The organism is Pseudomonadota bacterium (assembly GCA_013285465.1).
Lineage (GTDB): Bacteria > Pseudomonadota > Alphaproteobacteria > Micavibrionales > CSBR16-224 > CSBR16-224.
This window is the reverse complement of the sequence record CP053449.1, coordinates 1,123,276-1,146,757: the sequence shown is the minus strand read 5'-3', so window position 1 is coordinate 1,146,757 and position 23,482 is coordinate 1,123,276. Positions and strand designations below refer to the sequence as shown.

Genomic DNA, 23,482 nt, shown 5'->3' with positions numbered 1-23,482 from the left:
TCGTTATCTTAACCGATCAATACTTTAAATTAGATTAACACAGAACAACAAAAAGGCAGCGAGATCAGAGGATTGAAACTCTAGGAACTCAGTCTTGCCTGCAACTCCCTTTTCCTTGCTTTCTCCTTTTTACACAATTATAAACAAAGATAAAGTTCCAACAACAAAAAGCTTTGGAAAAGTTGAAAAAATGTTCAAAAAGCTGCTGATTGCCAATCGCGGAGAAATCGCCTGCCGGATTATGCAGACCTGCCGCAGGCTCGGCATCCGCACCGTTGCCGTCTATTCCGATATTGACCGGAACGCCCTGCATGTGGACATGGCGGATGAAGCCGTGATGATCGGTACGGCCGCACCGCAGGAAAGCTATCTGAACATCCCCCGCATTCTTGCCGCCGCCAAAGAGAGCGGTGCAGAAGCCGTGCATCCGGGATACGGTTTTTTATCCGAGAATGCCGGCTTTGCCGAAGCCGTCACAAAGGCCGGCATGGCTTTTATCGGTCCCTCCGCCGATGCCATCCGCGCGATGGGTGAAAAAAGCACTGCCAAATCCCTGATGGAAAAAGCGGGCGTGCCGATGCTGCCCGGCTATCACGGCGCAGAACAATCCGAAACGCTGCTGTTGAAAGAGGCTGAAAAAATCGGCTTTCCGCTTTTGATCAAAGCATCGGCGGGCGGCGGCGGTAAAGGCATGCGCATTGTCCGCGGCAAAAAAGAATTTAAAGAAGCGCTGGCCGCCGCAAAACGCGAGGCGCAGTCTTCTTTCGGCAATGATCATGTCTTATTGGAGAAATTCTTGGACGCGCCCCGCCATATCGAAGTCCAGATTTTCGGCGACAGTCATGGTAACGTCCTTGCCCTGTCCGAGCGCGATTGCTCCGTACAGCGCCGCCAACAAAAAATTATAGAGGAAGCCCCTGCCCCCGGTCTGTCCGCTGCGGCGCGGGAACGCATTGCCGATGCTGCGCGAAAAACCGCCACAGCCATTGACTATACCGGCGCAGGTACTGTGGAATTTCTGACCGATGATAACGAGAATTTCTATTTCATGGAAATGAATACCCGTCTGCAGGTCGAACATCCGGTCACGGAAATGGTGACAGGGCTCGATCTGGTTGAATGGCAGCTGCTGGTTGCCGCCGGAAACGCGCTGCCTTTGCAGCAAAAGGATGTGCAGGTCACCGGACATGCTTTCGAAGCGCGGATTTATGCCGAAGACCCGGATACGAATTTCCTGCCCGCAACAGGTAAAATCAGCCATCTGACATGGCCGGAAAGCCGTGCCGCATTGCGGGTTGAAACCGGCATCCGCGCAGGTGATACCGTCTCGGCCTACTATGATCCGATGATCGCAAAACTCGTTATTCATGCGGAAAACCGTGAAGCCGCCTGCGCGGCGATGGCGGATGTCCTGCACGAAACGCGCCTTGTCGGGCCGAAAAACAATATCCGTTTTCTCGAAACCCTGTGCCGCCATCCCGCTTTTGCAGGCGAGACTCCGCAGGATTTATCAACGAAATTCATCGAAAACTATGAGCAGGACTTGTTCCGCAAAGAGGAACCGACGCCCCTATCATGCGCAGTCGCTGCCGTTACACTATTAAGAGCCGAGATTAGCTGCTTTAAATACGGATATGATTTAAAAGGTATTTCTTCCGGCTGGCGCATGAATGGTGAGCAGCCGATGATACGCCGTTACAAAATCGCCGACCGGATTATCAGCTGCCATCTTTTGGACGATAATCTTGCCGCCGTCACAACCGGCGATACGGTCTTCGAGGCGGATTTCTGCACGGAGAGCGAAACCATCCATATCGGCGGTACCGCTTATCACGCCGCCAGTATCACGCAAAAGGGCAAACTCTATCTGTTCTGCGACAAATTGCCGCATCTGGTTCTGAACTGGCGCGCACCGCTGGATGCCGGGGATCATAGCGGCGTCGCAGAAGGCGCTTTGACCGCGCCGATGACCGGCCGCGTCATTGCCCTGCATGTCGCCAAAGGTGACAAAGTCCTGAAAGGTCAAGCGCTGGCGGTTATCGAAGCCATGAAAATGGAGCATACGATCAGCGCCCCCGCAGCCGGAACCGTCGCAAATGTAAATATTGCCGTTGACATGCAGGTGAATGAGGGCGTAGAACTCATCACGCTTGAAAATAACGGCTAAAACATAGGAAAACCGCCATGTCCACCCCTGTCGCACAACTTGCCGCCGCAACGCCTTCCGTTGATGTCGCCGCTCTGCTGGAAAAATTCGAAAACGGCACTGCCGTGATCGGCGTTATCGGGCTCGGCTATGTCGGACTGCCGCTCTCCTGCGCCGCCTGCGATGCGGATTTCCAGACCATCGGCTTTGATGTCGATTCCTCCAAAATCGAAAAACTGGAAAAAGGCCAATCCTATATCGGCAACATTCATAATGACCGCGTGTCCGGCTTTGTCAAAAAACAGCAATTCCGCCCGACAGGTGATCTTGCCACATTGATGCAAGCCGATGCCGTTATTATCTGCGTTCCCACACCGCTGACGCGTTACCGCGAACCCGATCTGTCCTATATTATCAATACGACGGAACAAATTGCCGCACATCTGCGTCCGGGCCAGCTGGTTGTTCTGGAATCCACGACCTATCCCGGCACAACGCAGGATGTGATGCGCCCGATTCTGGAAGAAAAATCCGGTCTGAAATCCGGTGCGGATTTCTTTCTGGCCTATTCGCCCGAACGCGAAGATCCGGGTAATCTGGAATTTACGACCTCCTCCATTCCGAAAGTCGTCGGTGGTGACGGTGAACATGCGCTGGCACTGGCACAGGCATTTTATAACCGCGTGCTGGGCGGTAAAACCGTTCCTGTTTCCTCCCCCGCAACGGCAGAGGCCGTCAAATTGACGGAAAACATCTTCCGTGCCGTCAATATCGCCTTGGTTAATGAGCTGAAAACCATTTATGACCGTCTTGATATTGATATCTGGGAAGTCATCGAAGCGGCAAAGACAAAACCTTTCGGCTATATGCCTTTTTATCCCGGCCCCGGTCTGGGCGGCCACTGCATTCCGATTGACCCGTTTTACCTTAGCTGGAAAGCGCGCGAACACGGCATTACGACCCGTTTTATTGAACTCGCGGGAGAGATCAATATCTCCATGCCCGCCTATGTCATGCATAAGCTGGCCGAAGCGCTGAATGAAAAATTCGCAAAACCGCTAAACGGCGCAAAAGTCATGCTGATCGGCGTGGCCTATAAAAAGAATGTCGCCGATGTGCGCGAAAGCCCCGCCTTTGCGATTATGGAGCTTCTGAAGGCGCAGCAGGCCGATATCTGCTTCCATGACCCTTTTGTCGATAAAATCCCGCCCCTGCGTGAACATCCGGCATTTGTCGGCATGGCCTCCACCGCTTTAACGGCGGAAAATCTAACCGCCCAGGATGCCGTTATCATCGTGACCGACCACAGCGATATTGATTACGGCTTTGTTGCAGCGCACAGCAGTCTTGTCATAGATACGCGCAATGCCGCCAAAAGCGCGGATAGCGCCCATGCAGGGAAAATCGTAAAAGCCTGAGAATAAACAGGTTTTTCCAACGACAGAGATTCTTCTTGCTATTTTGCCGATTTTCATGTATCTTATGTTCTATGAGGCAGAAAAAGTGTAATAAAAACGGGGATGTACGCAAAATAAATAACGTGTTCCCTGCCTTGCGGTAAATTTATGGGCAAAGACCAATTGAGGAGCTGATAATCACATGGCGACCAAAAAAACGGCACAAAAAAAGATGGTAGTAAGCAAAAAAGCGAATTCTTCGGATTTCGAGACAGGCGATTTCGTTGTTTACCCGGCGCATGGCGTTGGTAAAGTGGAAGGTATTGAAACCCAGACCATCAGCGGTGTTGATGTCACACTGTACACCATCAGCTTTGAACAGGACCGCATGCGCCTGAAGCTTCCGATCAGCAAGATCAAAAGCTCCGGCCTTCGTAAACTTTCCTCCGGCGACCGCCTGAAAGAGGCTTTGACGACTTTGAAAGGACGCTCCCGCGTAAAACGCACGATGTGGAGCCGTCGCGCACAGGAATATGAAACCAAAATCAATTCCGGTGATCCGGTTGCGATTGCTGAAGTTCTGCGCGATTTGCGCCGCAACGAAGATCAGGGCGAACAGTCTTACAGTGAGCGTCAAATCTATCAGGCCGCTCTTGAGCGTCTTGCACGCGAAGTTGCTGCGATCGAAGATATTGATGAAAAATCTGCTGCAGAAAAGCTTGAAGATGTTCTCCAAAATGTTTCTTAAAGCAGCATAAAACAGTTTTTAAAAAGACCCGCTTCCGGCGGGTCTTTTTTTTACCCTTCCCCATCACTTTCAAGCACAAAAAAAACGCCCCGCACGAAAACCGCACGGGGCAAGATATACTGTTGGAGGGAAATCGGCCCGTTTCTTCACGAGGCCGTCACTTTAAATCAAACCAAAATCACTTTTACTCTTTTCGAAAAACTCTATACTTCGACATCAACAATGCGGCCGCGCCCCTGCTCATCAGCGGCTTCGCTTGCCGCAGCGCGGCGCTCCGCAGCTTGCGCCTCTGCACGGTCATTATTCTCCTGCGTACGCTCCCGCAGTGAGGTGCGGCTTTCCGAACGCTGACTCTCCGCCGACTCAGCGCCGCGCGGCTGCACCTGATTGGTGCGTGCTTCCTGTTCAACAGTTCCCGCGCGGTCATTATTATTACCAATGCCGGGCTGGAAGGTGTTTGTCACCGGAGTTTGTACGGGACCGATCGTTGCCACTTGTTTTGCTCCTCATCATTAAAAACGGTATCGGAAGAATCGCCGATCACCGTCAGAATCCTTATACTGGCCTAATTTTCATTCTAGCAGGGAATGGTAAAGAAAGTCTTTATCTTTTCGCTGCGCAGGCATTACATAATGCCGTTTGACGCAACCTCCACTCCATGGTATAATGGGAGCATAATTGTATATCGTGCAGGGAAAAAATATGACACCAAAAGCACCGTCAATGACCGAAGGCAAGGCCGAAAACCTTGAAGCCAGCAAGATTGAAGACAGCCTGAAACATGTCTCTTCAGAAAAGCGCATTCTCGAGGCCGAAACACGTTTTGGCGGCAGCACCGCCCCTTCCGGCGCCACCGATATTACCTCCACAAAAGGAAAAAAAGACAACAAAGCCACGTCAAAATTTCAGCAACCGAAAATGGGCGATGCGCTCGGTATCGGCTTGTTTGTGGATCAGGTTATGGGATTATTGCAGGATTTTCAGCCGCAAAAGCAGGATATGCTGGGCGGTAAAAAGAAAAATGACGGCAAAAAGAATGATGGTCAAAAGCCCAAACAAGGCAAAGACCTGATGACCTCTACCTCTCTTAATCAATCGAAATTCGCCGCCGGTACGGCGCGTGCCAAACTGGATAACCTGCTGACGGTTGAAGCCAAGCTGATGGAAGCGCGCGACAACAAATACCTGTTCTCGCCCGAGCAATTATCGCGTCTGGAGCAAGGCATCAGCCATCTTCCCGCCGATCTGCACAGAGAACACGGCGCAGGCATGAACCGCCTTGAACAGGCACTGGACGGCATTAAACTCAATAACGGGCAAAAGCCCGGCGTACGGCATCCGGGTCAAAAACGCAAAAAAGGCGTACAGGCATCAATGTAACATCAGATCATTGTCAAAGAATTGAGAGAACGCCCGATAGAGATGTCGGGCGTTTTTTTTAGCGCCGGCCGCCGGCCGCGTAGCCGCCAAAGGAATATGCCGGCGGGGTCGTATTGCGGCGGGATTCGTAATCGCGCACACGCTCTTCCAGTTCACCGATCAGCTCGTCCACTGCCTGTTTGCTGGCAGCAACGACTTCGGGATCATATTTGTTCAGATTGGGGTTCACTTCCTTGTCAAATGCACGGCGCAATTCGCCCAGCTCACGAAGTGTTGTTTTATATTGTTTTTCGTCCCTTAACGGGCGAAATTCATCTTTTAAAGACTCAGAATTCATCACACACGTCTCCTCTATGAAACGGCTCTCGTATTACGCAATAAAAATATATAACAGCCTTACGGCTGAAAAGACTTGAGTTTAAAAAAGCGCCGGCGTGGAATTAAGCAGCCAGAGCCTTAATGCGTCGCGACAGGCGCGACAATTTGCGTGCAACCGTATTCTGGTGCAACACGCCTTTGGTAACGCCGCGCTGAATTTCAGGCTGCGCCAGTTTAAATGCAGCATCAGCCGCAGTTTTATCGCCGGAACCAATGGCTTCCTCTACCTTGCGGATAAAGGTGCGAATACGCGAAACCCGGTCTTTGTTGATGACGCGGCGGCGATCGTTACGACGAATACGTTTTTTTGCAGACTTATGATGTGCCATACAAACCTTCCTAGTTGTTCTTCAAAAACGGTCAAAAGCGCGGGATTTCCTACCCTGAAACACTGCCTCGCCGTTTGGTGAAACCAATACACAAACGCCTTTTTAGAGGGTTTCATACCTCAAGTCAACAGGATTTTTACAGAAAATACGTAAAAAAAGCCGCCGCGCGTTATTTTCCGGAAAAATTCGCCGCGCGCTTCTCGATAAAGGCCTGCATACCCTCTTTTTGATCCTCGGTGGCAAAGCTGGCATAGAACAACCGGCGTTCAAAATGCAGCCCTTCGGCCAATGTGGTTTCATAGGCGCGATTCACCGCTTCTTTGACCATCATCACGGCAGGCAGCGACATATCGGCGATTGTTTTTGCCGCCTCCAGCGCCTCATCCATCAGTTTGTCCAGCGGCACGACACGCGCTGCAAGCCCGGCCTGCACCGCTTCTTCCGCGCCGATCATGCGGCCCGTCAGACACATTTCCATGGCTTTCGGCTTGCCGATCAAACGCGTTAAGCGCTGCGTGCCGCCAATACCGGGCAATGTGCCGATTTTAATTTCAGGCTGGCCGAATTTCGCATTATCCGCAGCAAGAAGGATATCGCACATCATCGCGAGTTCACAACCGCCGCCCAGCGCATAACCCGCAACCGCCGCAATCACCGGTTTGCGGCAGGTCAACAGCCGTTCCCAGTTTTTGTTCAGCATATTGCCGACATAAACATCGGAAAAGCTTTTCGACTGCATTTCCTTGATATCCGCGCCTGCGGCAAAGGCTTTTTCATTGCCGGTGATAATCATACAGCCGATATTTTCATCGGCTTCGAAAATATCCAGCGCGGCAGAGAGTTCATCCATCAGCTGACCGCAGAGCGCGTTCAGCGCATCAGGGCGATCCAGGCGGATCACACCGACTTTGCCGTCAATAATTTCCGTTTTAATAAAATCACTCATGGCGCTTATCCTTTCGGTTTAACGATGATATGAATGCTGATATAGCCCTGTTCCTGCTCTGCAAAGCCGATTTCCAGCACTTCCCCTTCGCGCTCGAAGCGGCTGCCGCCGATAAACTTCCAGCCCAGCTGCGGCAGGGTTTCAAGATAAAAACGCTCCGCCCCGTCCCGCTCCGCTTTGCCGACGGCTTCGGTTTCGATGATGCGGCCTTCCGGCTTGTCGAACACCATATTTTCATCCAGCTGCTCGATAAAACCCGGCATCAAAGGCAGATCGGAGACAGCGGTAAAAAACTGGGAAGAGGACGCAAAAGCCGCGCCCGCAAAGAACAGCGGCAACGCCACGGCGCATGCGGCAAGGCAATTTTTGATCTTCATCATATTTCTCCCTTATATCGCCTGATACTATAACGGCAATTGATGGAGGGGACAATAAAAGCTTGAACGTCCCGCCTGCACAATGCGCTCGATCGTGCCGTTGCAGCCGTTCAGCCCGCATTTTTCACCTTCGCGCCCATAGGCCGCCATTTCCAGCTGAAAATAGCCCAGCTCGCCCGATGGCTGTACATAGCGCGCATCGCCCAGCGTTGACCCGCCCGCTTCGATCGCACGGCTGATAACGCGGCGCACGGCATCGACCAGCACGCGGCATTGCATCTCATCAAGCTTGCCCGCTGCTGTCGCCGGATGCAGCCCTGCGTGATACAGCGCTTCGCAAACATAGATATTGCCCAGTCCTGCGACGATATGCTGATCCAGCAGCGCAGATTTCAGCGGTGCTTTCCGGTCTGCGAATCTTTCAAACAGATAACCGCCGTGAAAATGCGCATCATCCAGCGGTTCGGGACCCATTTTTTGGAAATGCGGCATGTTATCAAGCTCCCCCGCCTTTGCCGTCAGCACATAGCCGAAGCGGCGCGGATCGTTGAAGCTGACGCTGCGTCCCTCTTCCGTTTTCAGAATAATATGGTCATGTTTTTCTTCCGCGCGATCTATACGCATCTGCCCCGACATACCCAGATGCCAGCAGACATGGAAGCCGCTATCAACATCGAGAATCAGATATTTTCCCCGCCGCCTGAGTGCCGTCACCGTTGCGCCCTGCAATGCGCGGCGCATATCCGCGGGAATCGGAAAGCGTAAATCCGGTCTGTTCTGGATATATTCCGTGATTTTGCGGTTTTCCAGCACGGGGATTAATCCGCGCCGTACCGTTTCCACCTCAGGCAATTCGGGCATTCTCTGTCATCCTTACCGTTTTTTAACGCTGATCCTTTATAACTGAAGATATGAACAGGCAACAAGATTATATTCGCGCACTTTTCGCGGCAGAGGATGCCGCGCTGCTGGATGTGGTACGCCGCACCGAAACATCGACCGAGCCGATCCAGATCGCCGCCGAGGACGGCAAATTACTGCAATTTCTAATCAAGCTCAGCAATGCGAAAAATATTGTTGAAATCGGCACATTGGCGGGATATTCCGCGCTGTGGATGTCCCGCGCCGTGCCGAAAGGCGGACGCATTTATACGATTGAGCGTGATGATGCCCGCTTTGCGCTGGCGGAAGAAACGCTGAAAAAGGTTAAAAATGTCACATTGATGCATGGTGATGCGTTGGGGCAGCTGCATGCTCTGGAAGATAAAGCGCCTTTTGATATGGTGTTTATTGATGCGGATAAGCGGCAATATCTGGATTATCTCGACTGGGCGGAAAAAAATATCCGCAAAGGCGGTTTGATTGCCGCCGATAACACGCTGCTGTCCGGTGCGGTGTTCCTGAAAGAGGACGAGCCCCTGCCCGCCCGTATCCGCCAAAGCACGAATGAGATCATGAAGACTTTCAATGCCCGTATGGCGGATCCGAAAAAATACTGCTCCATCCTTTTGCCCACCACCGACGGCATGACAGTTGCGGTCAAACTTTTTTAAGTGTAGAGTTCCCCTCAGCCGGATGGCCGGACGGTTGCGGCGCGTTTTGAACGTGCCGAGGAAAGTCCGGGCTCCACGGAAATACGGCGCCGGTTAACGACCGGGGGCAGCGGATTTATCCGCTGTTACGGCTAGTGCAACAGAAAGATACCGCCTGACTTCGGTCGGGTAAGGGTGAAATGGTGCGGTAAGAGCGCACCGCGTCTCCGGTAACGGCAGACGGCATGGTAAACCCCGCCGGGAGCAAGATCAAATAGGGGCGGCATATGGCGCATTTCCGCGCCCGTCGCCCGGGTAGATTGCTAGAGGCGCATGGCAACATGCGTCCCAGATGAATAACCGTCCTCGACAGAACCCGGCTTACAGGCCGTCCGGCTTTTTTTTATTTTCAGGCTTTTTTCCGCGCTTTTTTCGGCGGCTCTTCGGCGCCGTCATCTTCCGTATCATCTGCGGGTGCGGCATCAGGCAGCGTGGTTTTGATATCCTCGCTGAGCAGCGGGCGCGGACTTTGGTCCAGCGGGTCAAGATCGGGGAGCTGGGTTTGGTCGGTTGTGACCTCCAGCGCGTCGAATTTACGGGCCGCGGAGAAAACATTGCGCTCCAGCGAACCGACGGCCTGATTATAGCTGCTCATCGCGCCGGCAATGCCTTTGCCGACCTTGTGCATATGGCCGCCAAAGACGGCAAGGCGTTTATAAAGGTCTTTGCCGAGCATGGAAATTTCCTGTGCATTCTGGGCGAGTTTTTCCTGACGCCAGCCATAGCTGACCGCTTTGAGCAGCGAAATCAGCGTTGTCGGGGATGCAGGCAACACGCGGTGGTCAATCCCTGCCTCCAGCAATGACGGGTCGCGTTCCAGCGCCGCGCTGAAATAGCTTTCACCGGGCAGGAACATCACGACAAATTCCGGCGTGTCGAATTGTTCCCAATAGGCTTTGCTGCTGAGTTCCTTGATGCGGGCGCGGACATGCGCGGCATGGCGGTCAAGGGCGCGCATGCGCTCCTCCTCCGAAATACCGTCTTTCAGGGAATCGAGATAGGCATCCAGCGGCACTTTCGCATCAATGACGATGGACTGGCCGCCCGGCATTTTCACGACAACATCAGGGCGCTGGTGCAGCCCCTCGCCTTTGACCGTGACTTGTTCTTCGTAATGCACGCCTTTGACCAATCCGGCCATTTCCAGCGTGCGTTTCAGCTGCAATTCGCCCCATTGCCCGCGCTGTGACGGTGAGCGCAAAGCCTGTACCAGCGAGGCGGTTTCGCCGCGCAGCTTTTCCTGATCGAGTTTCATACTGGAAAGATATTGCTTCAGCTCGCCATAGGCATTCTGGCGTTCTTTTTCCAGCACGCCGATTTTCTGATCCATTTTCTCGAGGCTGTCGCTGACCGGTTTCACCAGTTCCTGAATGGCTTTATGGCGTTTGTCCAGATCATGCAGTGCGTCATCCTGCGATTGTTTCAGCTTTTCCTTTGCCAGTGCCAGAAAAGTCTCGCGGTTGGCGTTGAGTGCTTCCTGACTCATGGCTTTGAAGCTGTCGCCCATTTTCTCCTGCATCTGTTCGACGAATTTCTGCTTTTCTTCGGCCAGTTTTTCGTGATGTTCTTCCGCCAGTTCCAGTTTGGTGCGCAGAACCGCCGCTTCCTCTCCCGACAGCCGCTTGCGGAAGACAAGCCAAAGCACCGCCGCCCCTAAAGCCGCGCCGCAACCGAAAAACATCAGTTCTGTCAGCATTTTTTATCCTTCCCTTCGTATAAGCTTATCATAGCGCGTTTCCCCGCGCCGCGCATAGGATTTTTCCCTTCTTTTTCTTGACTTTTAATAATCTTATGTTAATATATTGCGCAAATAATGATATAAAACGAGGCTGTAGCATGAGTGCGGAAAATCTGAAATATCAGGCGAAAAATATCGGTTATCACGTCGTTGATAAAACCAATAATGATTTTACCCATTGGGTGGTCGGTTTGACGGCGGCTGCCGTCCTGCCCTTTATGGCGATCACGGGCAATATCAGCCATGAGGAAATGGATACGCAAGGCCTTGCCAATAGCGAGACCGTCATGGCAGAGCTGCAGGAACAAAAAGCCGATCTGCTGACGCAAGTCACCACCTATAACAAGTTGAAAGGCGATCAGGCCGCCTATGAACAGCTGGGACAGCGTGATAAAGTGCTGGAACTGGCCGATGATGTCATGGCCACGGAATATCAGATTAAAGATGCCGCGCAAAGCTTCTTCGGCAGTCTTTATACCAATGGCGGCGAAGACGGGCTGGCGATTTCGGAAACCGATTTCAAAAACATGCTGACCGATCTGGACAACAAAGACGGTGATTTTGACTGGTCATCCGTTGATGAATCACTGCCGAACATGATCAACAGCTCAGCAGTGGCCGAACATCTGGACGAAGCCCGCAGCACTGTCAGTGTTTCCGACAATGCCGATATGCAGACGCGTTTTTCCAAAGCGGCAGAAATTAGTCAAACAGCAGTTTCTGATGATTCTTCAGGGCAAACAAAAATCGGCATGTCCCTTATTCTCGGATCATGGCTTCCCGGCCTGCTGATGGCCTTTCTGTTTGCTGTTTACCGCGATGAATATGCGGATTATGTACGCAAGCCGGAAAAGCCGAAACCGAAACCGTCACATTAATGACAAAATAACATCTGCGGCTGTTGCGGAGGGTGATAGCCCTTCAAATTTCTGCCGCATATCGGCAAAAGCCTTGCGTTGCGCCTCCGCTGCCGCGCCGTCATCCAGCAATGTTCCGACCTCCCGCACCAGATTATCCACCGTGCAGTTTTCCAGCAGCAGCTCCGGCAGAACGGGCGCATCCAGAATGATATTGGGCAGGCTGGCATATTTGCCCTTCACCAGCAATTTTGCCAGAAAGCCGTTCAATGCGCTCATGCGGTAGCCGATCACGGCAGGCGTGCCGACTGCTGCCAGCTCCAGCGCCACGGTTCCCGATGTTGCCAAAGCCGCATCCGCTGCGGCGAAGGTATCATATTTTCCCGCTGTCTTGATGATGACATTCAGGCCGTCAAAGGCTTTTTCAATCACCTCCTGCAAATGCGGGAATGTGACGGTGACCAGCTTCAATCCTTTATGATCCGCTTTCAGCTTTTCAACTGTCTGTCGAAAAACCGGCAGCATCCGCGTCAGTTCCGACATACGGCTGCCCGGCAGCACACATAGCAAAGACTCATTGGCGGCAATACCGTTTTCCGCACGGAAACGCGCACCATCCGCTTTGACCAAAGCCTCGTTTTCCATGACCGGATGCCCTGTGAAGGTACAGGCCAGCCCTTCTTTTTCAAAATAAGGCGGCTCGAACGGCAGCAGTGCCAGCAGATGATCCAGAAATTGCGCGACTTGTCTCGCCCGCCCCGGCCGCCATGCCCAGACGCTGGGCGCAACATCATGCACGATCGGCATTTTGGCCTTGCCGCGTTTTTTAACGGCTTTTGCCACGCGGAAACAAAAATCCGGCGAGTCGATCGTCACCAGAATATCAGGCTGTTTTTCTTCAATATCGCGCACCGTTTGTCTGATACGCGCCAGCAGATCGGGAATGCGCGGCAAAACCTCCCACACTCCCATCACGGAGAGGGTTTCCATCGGAAACAGGGAAGACATCCCCTCCGCCGCCATCAGCTCGCCGCCGATACCGGAAAAGCGGAGATCACCCGCCGCCTTTTCTTTCAGCTGTTTCATGATACCTGCGCCGAGAATGTCTCCCGATGCTTCGCCTGCGATCATATAGATGTGCCGCGCCGTTGCATCCATATCCTTTACGCCTGAAAATCGTTTATATCATCCGCCGTCACGCCATAAATAAACATGCCTGCCTTATTCGCAGCGGCAAGTGCGGCCTCACGGTCAAGAAAGACGGTTTTTCCGGCCTCGGCCGCGATACCGGCAAAACCCGCATCACGCGCCGTTTCCACGGTTTCCAGTCCGATGGTCGGCAAATCCGCCCGCAAATCCTGCTTGGGCTTACAGCGCTTAACCAGCACCGGCAACAACCCCGCACGGCGCAATGCCGTACAGCGTTTCATCAGCGCATCCGTGCCTTCAATCGCCTCCACGCCCAGCACCAAGCCTTCCTGCAGCACAACAGATTGTCCGACATCCGCCTCGCCCAGCAAGGAGGCAATTTTCCAGCCATGGGCAATATCCTGCTTATGCCGTTTCTGCGGACCTTTCTTGGTCAGCAATCCTTGCGGAACCAAAATATCCTCCGCCGCATCCTGTGCGCCGATCACCGTAAAGCCTTCCAGCTCCAGTTCCCGTGACACCGCACGCAAAATACCGTCATCTCCCAGCACCGCCGTGCCGTATTTGGCAAAAAACTGCATCCCGCGCGCATCGGGGCGGATTTCCTGCAAAGACGGGCGGCGCAAACGCCCCGCCATCACGATATCGGTCACATTTTCATTTTTTAAAATAGAGAATGCCTGCCCCAAAGCACCCAGACGCACCCATTCATGCGGATGTCCGTCAATAAGTGCGGGATCGGTAAACCCCTGCAAAGCGAGAATGAAGAAAGGTTTTTTATTGGCAACGCAGCTGTCGATCACGGCTTTTGGTAAACCGCCGCCGCCGGCGACAATACCAAGGCGGCGTGTTTCTTCATTTGCGTTTATCGTGCTTTGTTCCGGCATAAAGCCCCCGTTAACCGGTGCGCGGCAGGCACAGGGCGCGGTTTTCCCGGCTGTTTATAAAATTCACCATCGTCATGACAAAATCATCATTGGCATGTTCATCCGCAACCGCATTCATGCGGTCAGCCAATGTCCCCTCGCCTTTAAACAGCTGGCGGAAGACTTTCAGCAGCGTTTGCACCTGATCTTTTTCAAAGCCGCGGCGCTCCAGACCGACATAGTTCAGCCCTGCCAGATAGGCGCGCTCGCCTTTGACCATGCCATAGGGAATAACGTCATGTTCAACGCCCGACATACCGCCAATAAAAGCGTGCGAGCCGATACGGACAAACTGGTGAACGGCAGACAGCCCGCCCAGAATAACAAAATCACCGACATGGACATGCCCCGCCAGCGTCGCGTTATTCGCCAGAATAACCTGATTGCCGACCATGCAGTCATGCGCCACATGCGACCCCATCATAAACAGGCAGTCATCACCGACAATTGTTTTCATACTGTCATCCGCCGTGCCGGGATTCATCGTCACATGTTCGCGGATTTTATTGCGCTTGCCGATAATCAGTTCGGATTCTTCCCCTTTGAATTTCAAATCTTGCGGCGGGTGACCGATGGAGGCAAAGGGAAAGATGACTGTTTCCTCGCCCACTGTGGTGCGCCCTTCGACCACAACATGGGATTTCAGTTCGACACGATCGCCCAATACAACATTTTCACCGACCACGCAGTAAGGACCGATTTTTACATCAGCACCCAATTTTGCGCCGGAGGCGACAATCGCCGTTTCATGGATGTTATTTGTCATTCTTCCCTCATGCCTGTTTTCTGGTTTCACGGTCAACGATCATCGCCGTCACAACGGCTTCGGCACATAATGTGTCCCCAACTATTGCCTTGCAGATAAACCGCCAAACCATGCCGCGTGACCGCTGTTTTTCGACATGGATATGCAGGGCATCCCCCGGAACAACAGGCTTTCTGAATTTTGCATCATCAATCGCCATGAAATAGACCAGCGTGCCTTCCAGCTCTTTTCCGATGGTTTCCACCACCAGCAATGCAGATGTCTGTGCCATTGCCTCGATAATCAGCACGCCCGGCATGACCGGCGCGCCCGGAAAATGGCCCTGGAAGAATTGCTCATTCATCGTGACGTTTTTCAACCCCACGGCGCGCTCGCCCTTTTCCAGTTCCAGAATGCGGTCTACCAGCAATAATGGATAACGGTGCGGAATCATCTTCATAATGCGTTCCGCGTCGATGACAAATTCTTTACTCATAGCGAAAGACCTCAGATTTTTCGTTACTTTTTACTTTTCTTTTTTCCGCCTGCCAGTTTTGACAGAACGGCAACCTGCTTCATAAACTGCCGCAGCGGTACGGCGGGCGAGCCCATATAATCGCCGCTGCCCGGCGCGATATCACGCATAATACCCGATTGCGCGGCAATCCGCGCCCCCGATCCGATTTTCAAATGTCCCGCAATGCCTGACTGCCCGCCCAGCATCACAAAATCACCGATTTCCGTGCTGCCGGAAATACCTGTCTGCGCAACGATCACACAATTGCTGCCGATCTGCACGTTATGCCCGATCTGGACAAGATTGTCGATACGCGTTCCCGACCCGATCAGCGTATCCGGTCCTGCGCCGCGGTCAATCGTTGCATTCGCGCCGATTTCAACATCATCTTCCACCACCACGCGCCCCAGCTGCGGCACGGATACGAAGCCCGCCGGATCAATCGCAAAGCCAAAACCGCGCTGCCCGATACAAACACCGGGATAAATATGTACGCGATTGCCGATCAGACAATGGCTCAATACCGCATTGGCGCCGATAATGCAGTCATCGCCGATTTCCACGGCTTCTTCAATCACCGCCCCCGGCTGAATGCGGGTCTGTTTGCCGATTTTTACATGCGGGCCGATGACCGCACCCGGTCCGACAACGCAGCCCTTACCAAGCGATGCGCTCTCGTCAATCACAGCGCTTGGCGCAATCTGTTCCGTCTCCGCCGCGGCTTCGGGATAAAATTTCTGTGCAGCCAGCGCATAGGCTTTATAAGGGTTATCCGCAATCAGGCAGACGGTTTTTTCCGGCGCATATTGCGCCAGTTCGGGACGCACAAAGCAGGCGCCCGCCGTTGTCATTTTAAATTGATCCAGATATTTTTTATTGTCGAGGAAGCTGACATGAATCTCCTGCGCCTGATCCAGCGGTGCCACATCTTCACACAGCTTTGCTCCCGCCGCGCCATCGGAAAGCGATGCCTCTGCAATGCCTGCAATCTCCTGCAATGTAAAGGGGCCTGAGTTTTTAAAGAAGCGCTGATCTGCCATACACTTATCCCGTGTTTTTAAGAGATGAAAACAGGTTTACCATTTCACAGGCAGGGTTTTCATGTCTTTATCCAGCCGCGCCAGCACTTCATCCGTGATATCCAATGCGCTTGCCGCGATAATCACGGCCTGATGCGACAGAACGACATCGATTTTACGCTCTTTGGCAACATCGCGGATAATCAGCGCGGTTTTTTTACGCAGCTCGTTCAGACTGCGCTCGACAGCCGCATCCATGGCACGCTGCTCGGTCTGTGTTTTCTTTTGCGCCGCGACCACTTTTTCATAGAAGATGCTTTGCTTTTTCTTCAAGTCTTCCGGCGTCAGCTTTGCGTCGCCTTTCATCAAATCCTGCTTTGTTGCCGCCAGTTTTTGATCCAGTGCTTTCAGTTCCCCCTGATACGTACTGCGTTTTTTATCAATCTGGCTGCGGACATGTTTGGCGGCAGATGATTTTTGCATCAGCAAATCCATATCAACGATACCGATCGTCAACTGACCATCCGTTGCGGCATTTGCCGCCTTTGTTTCCGCCGCTGCAGGCGTTCCGCTGAAAAGCAGCCCGGCGCAAGCCAGTACGGCCAATATATGCAACACGGTCTTTTTCATTGATACAGCGAATACGGGTGAATTCTTCATCACCTTGCCCCCTTTTTTTGAACCTATTTTGCGAATCTTTTCGAAGCTTTAGAAGCTTGTTCCGAAACTAAAGCTTAAAACCTGCGTAATGTCAAAGTCTTCTTTCAGAATCGGCGCCGTCACATCCACGCGGATCGGTCCCAGCGGCGACTTCCACGACACACCTGCACCAACGGACAGACGCAGACTGGCATCTTCACCGACAAGCCCCGCACCGCTGCCGTCAATACCCCATAAGCTACCGAAATCGCTGAACATGTGACCGCGGATCTGGAATTCCTCCGGCAATCCAAGCGGAAAGCCGACTTCGGCGGAACCGCGATAGAAGGTATTGCCGCCCAGAGCATCCGACGTCGCAAAGTCACGCGGACCTACGCCGGAGCGCTCAAAACCGCGCAATGTCGTGCCGCCCAGACTGAAACGCTCATTAATCTGAATTGTCTGTCCGCCAAAGGCCACGATATGACCGGCTTCTCCCAAGACGCTGACAATCCATTGCTTGGTCAGAGGCCAGTAATAATTTCCGCCGATACGGGTGCTGAGATAACGCGCATCCCCACCCAGACCGGCGACTTCCGTATCAAAGCGGAAAATACCGCCTTCCGTCGGGTCTGTCGTGCTGTTACGCGTATCATAAGTCAGACGCTGCGCAACGGCAGAGGTCACGCGCTTGCCTTGCTGCAGCTGGATAAACAACGAAGCTGTCGGCTGCACATTGGTAATCTCGTTCTTTTCAAGACGGTATGACAAGGTCTGGCGCAGGTTTTTCGCCAGCGGGTAATCGGTAAACAACCGCCCGCCCGTCTGACGGCGGTCATAGGAGCTGACATCCTGCAAATCACGCGTAATGTGGAAGACATTGAAACCGGCCTGTAAATCGCGGTTCAGGAAATAAGGCTCGGTAAAGCCGAATTCAAACTCCGTACGAACGCCGGACAATGTCGTTGTAAAGTCCAGCATTTGCCCTTTGCCGAGGAAGTTACGCTCACGCAGGCGGAAATCGGCCAGCGGGCCATCGGCTGTCGAGAAACCCGCACCGATCATCAGCTCGCCCGTGGATTTTTCCTGCACTTCAACTTCAATATCAACCTTGTCTTCCACAGCCGTCGGCACGGTGCGTATTTCCACCTCTTCAAAGAAATCGAGGTCTTTGACATTCTGTTTTGATTTTTGAATTCTGGTGCGGTTGAACGGGTCGCCTTCCACCAGCAGCATTTCACGGCGGACAACCTGATCCAGCGTCCGGACGTTACCGCTGATGTTGATATTATTGATGAAGGCCTTGGCGCTTTCATTGACAACAAAGACAAGATCAACCTGTCTATCCGCCCGGCGACGCTCCACACGCGGGCGTACATCGATAAAGGCATATTGCCTGTTGCCGATCTCCGTTGTCAGGTTCACGACCGTATTTTCAACCGCCTCGGCATTATACCACGCGCCTTCTTTCAGATCGATCAGTCCGCGCACCCAATCCGCCTGCAATTCCTGCACATTGTTTTCCACGCTGATCTTGCCGATACGATAGCGCTCGCCCTCTTCCAGCGTAAAGGTCAGGAAAAAGTCCTTGCGGTCCTGCGACAATTCCGCAACGGCGGAGGTAATCTGAAAATCGGCATAGCCGCTGTTCAGATAGAAACGGCGCAGCAATTCACGGTCAAATGCCAAACGGTCGGGGTCGTATTTATCATTCGCGGACAGGAAGCGGTACCATGCCGCCTCGCGGCTGCGGATGACGCCTTCCAGTTTCGCATTGCTGAAGTGCTGATTACCAAGAAAGCTGATATTGCGGATACGCGTTTTCGGGCCTTCATAAATTTCAAAGACCAGATTGACGCGGTTTTGATCCAGCTTAATGATTTTCGGTTCAATATTGGCCGAGAACAAACCGCTGAGACGATAAACCTCCAGCAACCGCTCCACATCCGTCTGTACTTTTGTGCGGGTAAAAACGACGCGCGGGCGCAAACGGATTTCCGCCAGCAGGTCTTCATTCTTTAATTGTTTATTGCCTTCAAAAGCGATTTTATTGATGACAGGGTTTTCCATCACCTGCACGACCAGATCACGGCCCTGCATATAAAAGTCGATATCGGCGAAAAGCCCCGTACCGAACAGCGTTTTCAGGCTTTGGTTCAGCCTGTCCTGCGTCAGGTCATCGCCGGGCTGGATGTCCAGATAGGTCATGACCGTCGCGGGTTCAATACGCTCCGCGCCTTCGATCCGAATCTTTTCAACGGTCTCGGCATAGGCGGCGGACGTATGCAGAAATAAGCATGCGGCCGTCATCAACAGCAGTAAATATCTGATGAAATTCAAGAGCATCGCTTCTTTGTTGTACCTTCTCCCAATGTTCAGCCTAACAGAACTTCTTGTTTTTGACCAGACGCTTTTCTACGCCGCTTCCGCCCTGTCTGACAAGGGTAAAATTTTCAGCATCCGCGCCAGATAGCGATCCAGCGCCGCCATTGTCTTTGTCATGTCCGGGCTGTCATCCTTCAGCCAGATTTTTACCGTCATCATATAGACCAGTGCCAGCGCCGCAATCAAAATATCTTCTTTCAGCACATGGTTGCAATCCATCTCCGCCTTTTCCATGATCAGGCGCATGCTGTGGCAAAAACCCTGCTTGTGCCGTGCGGCCTGTTCCAGTGACTGCATCGCCGGTTTCAGCATCGAGACCATTGCCTCCCTGTTTTCGTTCAGCAGGTCAAAGCGGAACATCACAACTTCAAACAGTCTGTCTTTCAGCGAATCCCTCGCCTCGTCCAGACCGAGATCCTCAATGCTCATATGATCGTCTATATCGCGCAACACGGCTTCGGTGATGTCGTATTTCTGCGGAAAAACAGCGGTGATGTCCTGATGCGGCAATCCGGCTTCGCGGGAAATGTCTAAAAGAGAGACGGAGTCCCACGCCCTTTTTGCGGCCAATTCCAGCGCTGCGGCGAGAATTTTCTGTCTTTTTTGTTCGCGTTCTGTCATTAGTCTTGACGTCTGTAATTTTTTTTTGAACCATAGCAGACTATTTATAAAGAACCAAAGACAATAATAAAGAAACGGAAGAGTATAAGAGCATGAGCAGCAAACAACTGAGTGTCGTCGGGATCGGCAATGCAATCGTCGATGTTCTGTCCCATACCGAAGAGGTGTTTCTGGTGCAGGAGCAACTGACAAAAGGCACGATGGCGCTGATCGAGGCTGATCAGGCCAGCGAACTTTACGGCAAAATGGGACCGGGTGTTGAAATTTCCGGCGGCTCCGTTGCCAATACGATTGCCGCCCTTGCATCGCTGGGAAGTCAGGCGGGTTTTATCGGCAAGGTCGCACAGGACCAGCTCGGCGATGTTTTCCAGCATGATATGAAATCCATGGGCGTCACCTATGATACGCCGCGCCTTGAGGACGGCCCGCCGACGGCACGTTGCCTTATTCTGGTGACTCCGGACGGACAGCGCACCATGTGCACCTTTCTTGGTGCCAGCGTCTGGATCGCGCCGACGGATATCCGCCCCGAACTGATTCAGTCCGCCAAAATCGTTTATCTGGAAGGTTATCTGTTCGACCGCAGCCGTGCGAAACAGGCCTTCCGTCAGGCTGCGGAAATCGGGCATGAAACGGGTGTGCAAGTCGCCCTCGCCCTTTCGGATGTGTTCTGTGTCGAGCGCCACCGCGAAGAATTCCATGATCTTGTCGTCAATCATGTCGATATTCTGTTCGGGAACGAAAATGAATACAAAATGTTGTTCGAAGTCGACAGCTTTGAAGATGTCGTTTACGCCGTCCAGCAAAATTGCGAACTGGCTGTGCTGACACGCGGCGCGAACGGCTCCGTGATCGTCACGCCTGACAAAGTTATTGATATTGCTGCCGAGCCCGTCGGGAAGGTCGTGGATACCACAGGTGCCGGTGACCTTTATGCGGCAGGATTTCTGCATGGCTATACCAATGGCCGCAAGCTGGATGTCTGCGGACGCATGGGGGCGATTGCCGCTTCCGAAGCATTGACGCATATGGGCGCAAGACCGCAAATCAGTCTGGCCGAACTGCTGGAAGAAAAAATAGGGCATGCCGCCTGAGGCATGAGAAAATCGACAAAATCATATGAGAAAATTCTTTCAAAAAATTTTCTACCTTTTTGTTTTTGCTGCTTTTTTCCAACCCGCAATTTCCCATGCCGATGACTTGCCGCCGCCCGTTCATGCGCTGGCCATGCATGGCGCACCGAAATATGCGGCGGATTTCATACATCTTGATTACGCCAATCCCGATGCGCCGCAAGGCGGTGTTTTAAATCAGGCGGTCATCGGTCATTTCGACAATTTGAACAATCTGATTATAAAAGGAAGTGTCGCCAGCCACCTTGAGTTAACGCAAGACAAGCTGATGACGCGTGTTTGGGATGAGCCTTTTACGCTCTACGGTCTGGTTGCCGAAACAATTCAGATACCGGAAGACCGCTCCTTTATTATCTTCAACCTGAATCCGCAAGCGCGCTTCCATGACGGCACGCCGATGACGCCGGATGATGTGATTTTCAGCTATGACTCCTACCGCAAATACGGGCATCCCGTCCGGCAGCGCGTTTACGGCATGGTCGATAAAGTCACAAAACTGGATGAAGACAGCATCCGTTTTGATTTCGGCGAAGGTTATGATGCGGAAACCGCACTTATTCTGGCAATGATGACGGTATTGCCTAAACATTACTGGACGGCGGAAGGGCATGACATTTCCAAAACCACCTTGACCCCGCCGCTGGGCAGCGGCCCCTATAAAATTTCTGCGGTCGATACAGGGCGCAGCATTACCTACGAAAAAGTGCCAGATTACTGGGGCCGTGATTTGCCCGTCAATGCCGGGCATTATAATTTTGACACGGTCATCTTCAGCTATTACCGCGATGACGACATTGCTTTTGAAGCCTTCAAAAGCGGTACATATAATCTGCGCCGTGAAAATGATATCGGCAAATGGACAACCGGATACGATATCCCCGCCGTGCAGGGAGGCCGTATTCTTGCCCGCGCCATCCCCCATGATCGGCCCGAACGTGTGCGCTCCCTTGTCTTCAACACCCGCCGTGATATTTTTTCCGACCGCAAAGTGCGACAGGCCTTGTCGCTGATGTTTGATTTCGACTGGCTGAACAAGAATCTGTTTTACGGCGCCTTCAAACGTACCGACAGTTTCTTTCCGAATTCCGAACTCTCCGCCCGCGGTCTCCCCGCAGGTGACGAGCTGGATGCCCTAACGGATTATAAAGACGCACTGCCGCCGGAACTGTTTACCCATATTTATACGGCCGATAACGGCGCCGACCGCCGCAGCAATATGCGCAAAGCCCTCAAATTGCTGGACGAGGCCGGATGGCATATCGTTGACCAGCAACTGGTCCGTAAGGAAGACGGTACACCGTTCCGTTTTGAAATCCTGCTGCAAACGCAGGAGGAGAAAAAAATCGCCCTCGCCTTTGCGCAATCACTGCGAAGACTAGGGGTCACCGCCAATCTGCGGCAGGTTGAAAGTGCGCAATATCAGGGACGGCTGGATTCTTTTGACTATGACATGGTTTTTTTTACATGGTGGAATACCCTCTCGCCGGGCAATGAACAAGTGAATTACTGGGGCAGCGCCGCCGCCGATATGAACGGCAGCCGCAATTATCCCGGTGTGAAAAACCCCGCCATTGACGCGCTGGCGCAAAGCATCGCACAGGCGCCAAGCCGCGAAGCGCTTGTCACACAGACCCGTGCGCTGGACCGCGCCCTGCTATGGGGATATTACACCATCCCCCTCTATTACCTGGGAAAAGATCTGGTGGCACATGATGCCCATTTATCCTCTTCCCCCAATGTACCGACCTATGGTACGGTGATTGAGACATGGTGGTTTGACGAAAAAGCAAATTAAACACTTGGCGTTTTTGTCGGCTGTGCTAAACTATTTCAAGAAGTTTTCTATTTTCCGCAAGGAAGGGCCTTCCACCCCTCGCGTAACAAGTAAAAAGAGGTTTGATTTAAAATGCTAAAACGTATCGGCACATTCACAAGCATCTGTGTTCTGACGGCGGTTCTCTCAGGATGTACGCCCCGGAATATGGCAGAGGCCTATTGGCAGCGTATTGAAATGCATTCGGCACTGTATATGACAGGCCCGAAAGCACAGCAACAGCTCGAGCAGAATATTGCCGGTTGCGTTCGCGAAATTGACGAATTGGTTGAGCTCGAAGCTCTGCGTGAAACCACACCGCCTGAAACACACAGTGCCTATCACAAGGCTCTGAAAGAATCCGGTGATCTGGATTACTTTGAAACGCCCGCACGTTTCAAAGATATGCGCATTGACCATAGTGACTTCCATGATTTTGAAAGCTGCATGCGCCACAAAGGTTGGGAACGCGTACAATATGTCCGCTATCAGCATGCCGACAAAGCAAAGAAAAACTATAAAGTGACGAAAGCCATCCGCGAATACGGCACCAGCAGTCTGGAAGAGGCTGAAGAAATGCGCCGCGAAAAATTCAAAACGGATGATTATCAACGTATGAATGACTGACGCTGATTTGCGTCGCCTAA

24 protein-coding genes and 1 other RNA gene are annotated in these 23,482 nt (G+C 52.6%); 10 read left to right on the top strand and 15 right to left on the bottom strand.

From position 1 onward, the window contains the following. Positions 1-190 precede the first annotated feature (190 nt). The 3 genes from HND56_05570 to HND56_05560 all read left to right on the top strand — a co-directional run bounded on the left by HND56_05570 (position 191) and on the right by HND56_05560 (position 4,291). Entirely contained in the window at positions 191-2,167 is a 1,977-nt protein-coding gene (locus HND56_05570) for an acetyl-CoA carboxylase biotin carboxylase subunit (protein QKK05189.1), read from the top strand. Between the two features lie 17 nt (positions 2,168-2,184). After that, positions 2,185-3,564: a nucleotide sugar dehydrogenase gene (locus HND56_05565; protein QKK05188.1), complete on the top strand. Its 1,380-nt coding sequence runs from the start codon at positions 2,185-2,187 to the stop codon at positions 3,562-3,564. A gap of 211 nt (positions 3,565-3,775) precedes the next feature. After that, positions 3,776-4,291: a CarD family transcriptional regulator gene (locus tag HND56_05560; protein ID QKK05187.1), complete on the top strand. Its 516-nt coding sequence runs from the start codon at positions 3,776-3,778 to the stop codon at positions 4,289-4,291. A 203-nt stretch (positions 4,292-4,494) separates the two neighbouring features. Here HND56_05560 and HND56_05555 read toward each other — a convergent pair whose 3' ends face one another. After that, positions 4,495-4,785: a hypothetical protein gene (locus tag HND56_05555; GenBank protein ID QKK05186.1), complete on the bottom strand. Its 291-nt coding sequence runs from the start codon at positions 4,783-4,785 to the stop codon at positions 4,495-4,497. Positions 4,786-4,993: 208 nt separating this feature from the next. On the opposite strand from HND56_05555, the gene HND56_05550 reads away from it, so the two are divergent. After that, positions 4,994-5,671 carry a hypothetical protein gene (locus HND56_05550; GenBank protein ID QKK05185.1) on the top strand — a complete coding sequence of 226 codons (678 nt, stop codon included), beginning with the start codon at positions 4,994-4,996 and terminating at the stop codon, positions 5,669-5,671. A 58-nt stretch (positions 5,672-5,729) separates the two neighbouring features. Here the strand turns inward: HND56_05550 and HND56_05545 are convergent, their stop codons facing one another. From HND56_05545 to mutM, 5 genes are all read right to left on the bottom strand, one after another. Then, positions 5,730-6,008 (bottom strand): hypothetical protein, encoded by a 279-nt coding sequence (locus HND56_05545; GenBank protein ID QKK05184.1) that lies wholly within the window; start codon positions 6,006-6,008, stop codon positions 5,730-5,732. Positions 6,009-6,111: 103 nt separating this feature from the next. Further along, positions 6,112-6,378 carry a 30S ribosomal protein S20 gene (rpsT, locus tag HND56_05540; GenBank protein QKK05183.1) on the bottom strand — a complete coding sequence of 89 codons (267 nt, stop codon included), beginning with the start codon at positions 6,376-6,378 and terminating at the stop codon, positions 6,112-6,114. A gap of 169 nt (positions 6,379-6,547) precedes the next feature. Continuing rightward, on the bottom strand, positions 6,548-7,324 hold the full coding sequence (locus HND56_05535; protein QKK05182.1) for an enoyl-CoA hydratase: 777 nt from the start codon (positions 7,322-7,324) through the stop codon (positions 6,548-6,550). Positions 7,325-7,329: 5 nt separating this feature from the next. Continuing rightward, the gene (locus HND56_05530) at positions 7,330-7,704 is read right to left on the bottom strand and encodes a hypothetical protein (protein QKK05181.1); all 375 of its coding nucleotides are present in this window, start codon (positions 7,702-7,704) and stop codon (positions 7,330-7,332) included. A 24-nt stretch (positions 7,705-7,728) separates the two neighbouring features. Next, the gene (mutM, locus tag HND56_05525) at positions 7,729-8,562 is read right to left on the bottom strand and encodes a bifunctional DNA-formamidopyrimidine glycosylase/DNA-(apurinic or apyrimidinic site) lyase (GenBank protein ID QKK05180.1); all 834 of its coding nucleotides are present in this window, start codon (positions 8,560-8,562) and stop codon (positions 7,729-7,731) included. 50 nt (positions 8,563-8,612) lie between these two features. Here mutM and HND56_05520 point away from each other — a divergent pair, with 50 nt between their 5' ends. Both HND56_05520 and rnpB read left to right on the top strand, forming a co-directional pair. After that, positions 8,613-9,254: an O-methyltransferase gene (locus HND56_05520; GenBank protein ID QKK05179.1), complete on the top strand. Its 642-nt coding sequence runs from the start codon at positions 8,613-8,615 to the stop codon at positions 9,252-9,254. A gap of 18 nt (positions 9,255-9,272) precedes the next feature. Then, positions 9,273-9,633, top strand: an RNA gene (gene rnpB / locus HND56_05515) — RNase P RNA component class A. Between the two features lie 9 nt (positions 9,634-9,642). On the opposite strand, the gene rmuC is transcribed toward rnpB, so the two are convergent. After that, positions 9,643-10,989 (bottom strand): DNA recombination protein RmuC, encoded by a 1,347-nt coding sequence (gene rmuC, locus HND56_05510; protein ID QKK05178.1) that lies wholly within the window; start codon positions 10,987-10,989, stop codon positions 9,643-9,645. A gap of 140 nt (positions 10,990-11,129) precedes the next feature. Here rmuC and HND56_05505 point away from each other — a divergent pair, with 140 nt between their 5' ends. Beyond that, entirely contained in the window at positions 11,130-11,909 is a 780-nt protein-coding gene (locus tag HND56_05505) for a hypothetical protein (GenBank protein QKK05177.1), read from the top strand. Here HND56_05505 and lpxB read toward each other — a convergent pair. From lpxB to HND56_05465, 8 genes are all read right to left on the bottom strand, one after another. Continuing rightward, positions 11,901-13,046, bottom strand: a complete 1,146-nt coding sequence (lpxB, locus tag HND56_05500) for a lipid-A-disaccharide synthase (protein QKK05176.1) — start codon at positions 13,044-13,046, stop codon at positions 11,901-11,903. The two genes, HND56_05505 and lpxB, sit on opposite strands and share 9 nt — an antisense overlap. A 5-nt stretch (positions 13,047-13,051) precedes the next feature. Continuing rightward, entirely contained in the window at positions 13,052-13,924 is an 873-nt protein-coding gene (lpxI, locus tag HND56_05495; protein QKK05175.1) for a UDP-2,3-diacylglucosamine diphosphatase LpxI, read from the bottom strand. Positions 13,925-13,934: 10 nt separating this feature from the next. Further along, a complete protein-coding gene (lpxA, locus tag HND56_05490; protein ID QKK05174.1) occupies positions 13,935-14,729 on the bottom strand; it encodes an acyl-ACP--UDP-N-acetylglucosamine O-acyltransferase in 795 nt (264 codons plus the stop codon). Positions 14,730-14,736: 7 nt separating this feature from the next. Next, complete coding sequence (fabZ, locus tag HND56_05485; protein ID QKK05173.1) at positions 14,737-15,204, bottom strand: 3-hydroxyacyl-ACP dehydratase FabZ; 468 nt, start codon at positions 15,202-15,204, stop codon at positions 14,737-14,739. Positions 15,205-15,227: 23 nt separating this feature from the next. Beyond that, positions 15,228-16,265: a UDP-3-O-(3-hydroxymyristoyl)glucosamine N-acyltransferase gene (gene lpxD / locus HND56_05480; GenBank protein ID QKK05172.1), complete on the bottom strand. Its 1,038-nt coding sequence runs from the start codon at positions 16,263-16,265 to the stop codon at positions 15,228-15,230. Between the two features lie 36 nt (positions 16,266-16,301). Continuing rightward, a complete protein-coding gene (locus tag HND56_05475; GenBank protein QKK05171.1) occupies positions 16,302-16,904 on the bottom strand; it encodes an OmpH family outer membrane protein in 603 nt (200 codons plus the stop codon). A 48-nt stretch (positions 16,905-16,952) separates the two neighbouring features. Then, positions 16,953-19,193, bottom strand: coding sequence for an outer membrane protein assembly factor BamA (gene bamA, locus HND56_05470; GenBank protein ID QKK05170.1), 2,241 nt, complete (start codon positions 19,191-19,193; stop codon positions 16,953-16,955). A gap of 105 nt (positions 19,194-19,298) precedes the next feature. After that, positions 19,299-19,889: a TetR family transcriptional regulator gene (locus tag HND56_05465; GenBank protein ID QKK05169.1), complete on the bottom strand. Its 591-nt coding sequence runs from the start codon at positions 19,887-19,889 to the stop codon at positions 19,299-19,301. Between the two features lie 92 nt (positions 19,890-19,981). Here HND56_05465 and HND56_05460 point away from each other — a divergent pair, with 92 nt between their 5' ends. The 3 genes from HND56_05460 (at position 19,982) to HND56_05450 (ending at position 23,462) form a co-directional block, all read left to right on the top strand. Then, complete coding sequence (locus HND56_05460) at positions 19,982-20,983, top strand: adenosine kinase (protein QKK05168.1); 1,002 nt, start codon at positions 19,982-19,984, stop codon at positions 20,981-20,983. Between the two features lie 25 nt (positions 20,984-21,008). Further along, on the top strand, positions 21,009-22,817 hold the full coding sequence (locus HND56_05455) for an ABC transporter substrate-binding protein (GenBank protein QKK05167.1): 1,809 nt from the start codon (positions 21,009-21,011) through the stop codon (positions 22,815-22,817). 111 nt (positions 22,818-22,928) lie between these two features. Beyond that, on the top strand, positions 22,929-23,462 hold the full coding sequence (locus HND56_05450; protein ID QKK05166.1) for a hypothetical protein: 534 nt from the start codon (positions 22,929-22,931) through the stop codon (positions 23,460-23,462). Positions 23,463-23,482 lie beyond the last annotated feature (20 nt).

Excerpts from the sequence above, each read along its gene's own strand:
- lpxB (QKK05176.1), bottom strand. The coding sequence starts at position 13,046 with ATGGATGCAACGGCGCGGCACATCTATATGATCGCAGGCGAAGCATCG.
- rpsT (QKK05183.1), bottom strand. The coding sequence starts at position 6,378 with ATGGCACATCATAAGTCTGCAAAAAAACGTATTCGTCGTAACGATCGC.
- lpxA (QKK05174.1), bottom strand. The coding sequence starts at position 14,729 with ATGACAAATAACATCCATGAAACGGCGATTGTCGCCTCCGGCGCAAAA.
- HND56_05505 (QKK05177.1), top strand. The coding sequence starts at position 11,130 with ATGAGTGCGGAAAATCTGAAATATCAGGCGAAAAATATCGGTTATCAC.
- lpxD (QKK05172.1), bottom strand. The coding sequence starts at position 16,265 with ATGGCAGATCAGCGCTTCTTTAAAAACTCAGGCCCCTTTACATTGCAG.
- rmuC (QKK05178.1), bottom strand. The coding sequence starts at position 10,989 with ATGCTGACAGAACTGATGTTTTTCGGTTGCGGCGCGGCTTTAGGGGCG.
- HND56_05565 (QKK05188.1), top strand. The coding sequence starts at position 2,185 with ATGTCCACCCCTGTCGCACAACTTGCCGCCGCAACGCCTTCCGTTGAT.
- fabZ (QKK05173.1), bottom strand. The coding sequence starts at position 15,204 with ATGAGTAAAGAATTTGTCATCGACGCGGAACGCATTATGAAGATGATT.
- HND56_05455 (QKK05167.1), top strand. The coding sequence starts at position 21,009 with ATGAGAAAATTCTTTCAAAAAATTTTCTACCTTTTTGTTTTTGCTGCT.
- HND56_05545 (QKK05184.1), bottom strand. The coding sequence starts at position 6,008 with ATGAATTCTGAGTCTTTAAAAGATGAATTTCGCCCGTTAAGGGACGAA.
- lpxI (QKK05175.1), bottom strand. The coding sequence starts at position 13,924 with ATGCCGGAACAAAGCACGATAAACGCAAATGAAGAAACACGCCGCCTT.
- HND56_05475 (QKK05171.1), bottom strand. The coding sequence starts at position 16,904 with ATGAAGAATTCACCCGTATTCGCTGTATCAATGAAAAAGACCGTGTTG.
- bamA (QKK05170.1), bottom strand. The coding sequence starts at position 19,193 with ATGACGGCCGCATGCTTATTTCTGCATACGTCCGCCGCCTATGCCGAG.
- mutM (QKK05180.1), bottom strand. The coding sequence starts at position 8,562 with ATGCCCGAATTGCCTGAGGTGGAAACGGTACGGCGCGGATTAATCCCC.
- HND56_05550 (QKK05185.1), top strand. The coding sequence starts at position 4,994 with ATGACACCAAAAGCACCGTCAATGACCGAAGGCAAGGCCGAAAACCTT.
- HND56_05530 (QKK05181.1), bottom strand. The coding sequence starts at position 7,704 with ATGATGAAGATCAAAAATTGCCTTGCCGCATGCGCCGTGGCGTTGCCG.
- HND56_05520 (QKK05179.1), top strand. The coding sequence starts at position 8,613 with ATGAACAGGCAACAAGATTATATTCGCGCACTTTTCGCGGCAGAGGAT.
- HND56_05460 (QKK05168.1), top strand. The coding sequence starts at position 19,982 with ATGAGCAGCAAACAACTGAGTGTCGTCGGGATCGGCAATGCAATCGTC.
- HND56_05450 (QKK05166.1), top strand. The coding sequence starts at position 22,929 with ATGCTAAAACGTATCGGCACATTCACAAGCATCTGTGTTCTGACGGCG.
- HND56_05560 (QKK05187.1), top strand. The coding sequence starts at position 3,776 with ATGGTAGTAAGCAAAAAAGCGAATTCTTCGGATTTCGAGACAGGCGAT.
- HND56_05535 (QKK05182.1), bottom strand. The coding sequence starts at position 7,324 with ATGAGTGATTTTATTAAAACGGAAATTATTGACGGCAAAGTCGGTGTG.
- HND56_05570 (QKK05189.1), top strand. The coding sequence starts at position 191 with ATGTTCAAAAAGCTGCTGATTGCCAATCGCGGAGAAATCGCCTGCCGG.
- HND56_05465 (QKK05169.1), bottom strand. The coding sequence starts at position 19,889 with ATGACAGAACGCGAACAAAAAAGACAGAAAATTCTCGCCGCAGCGCTG.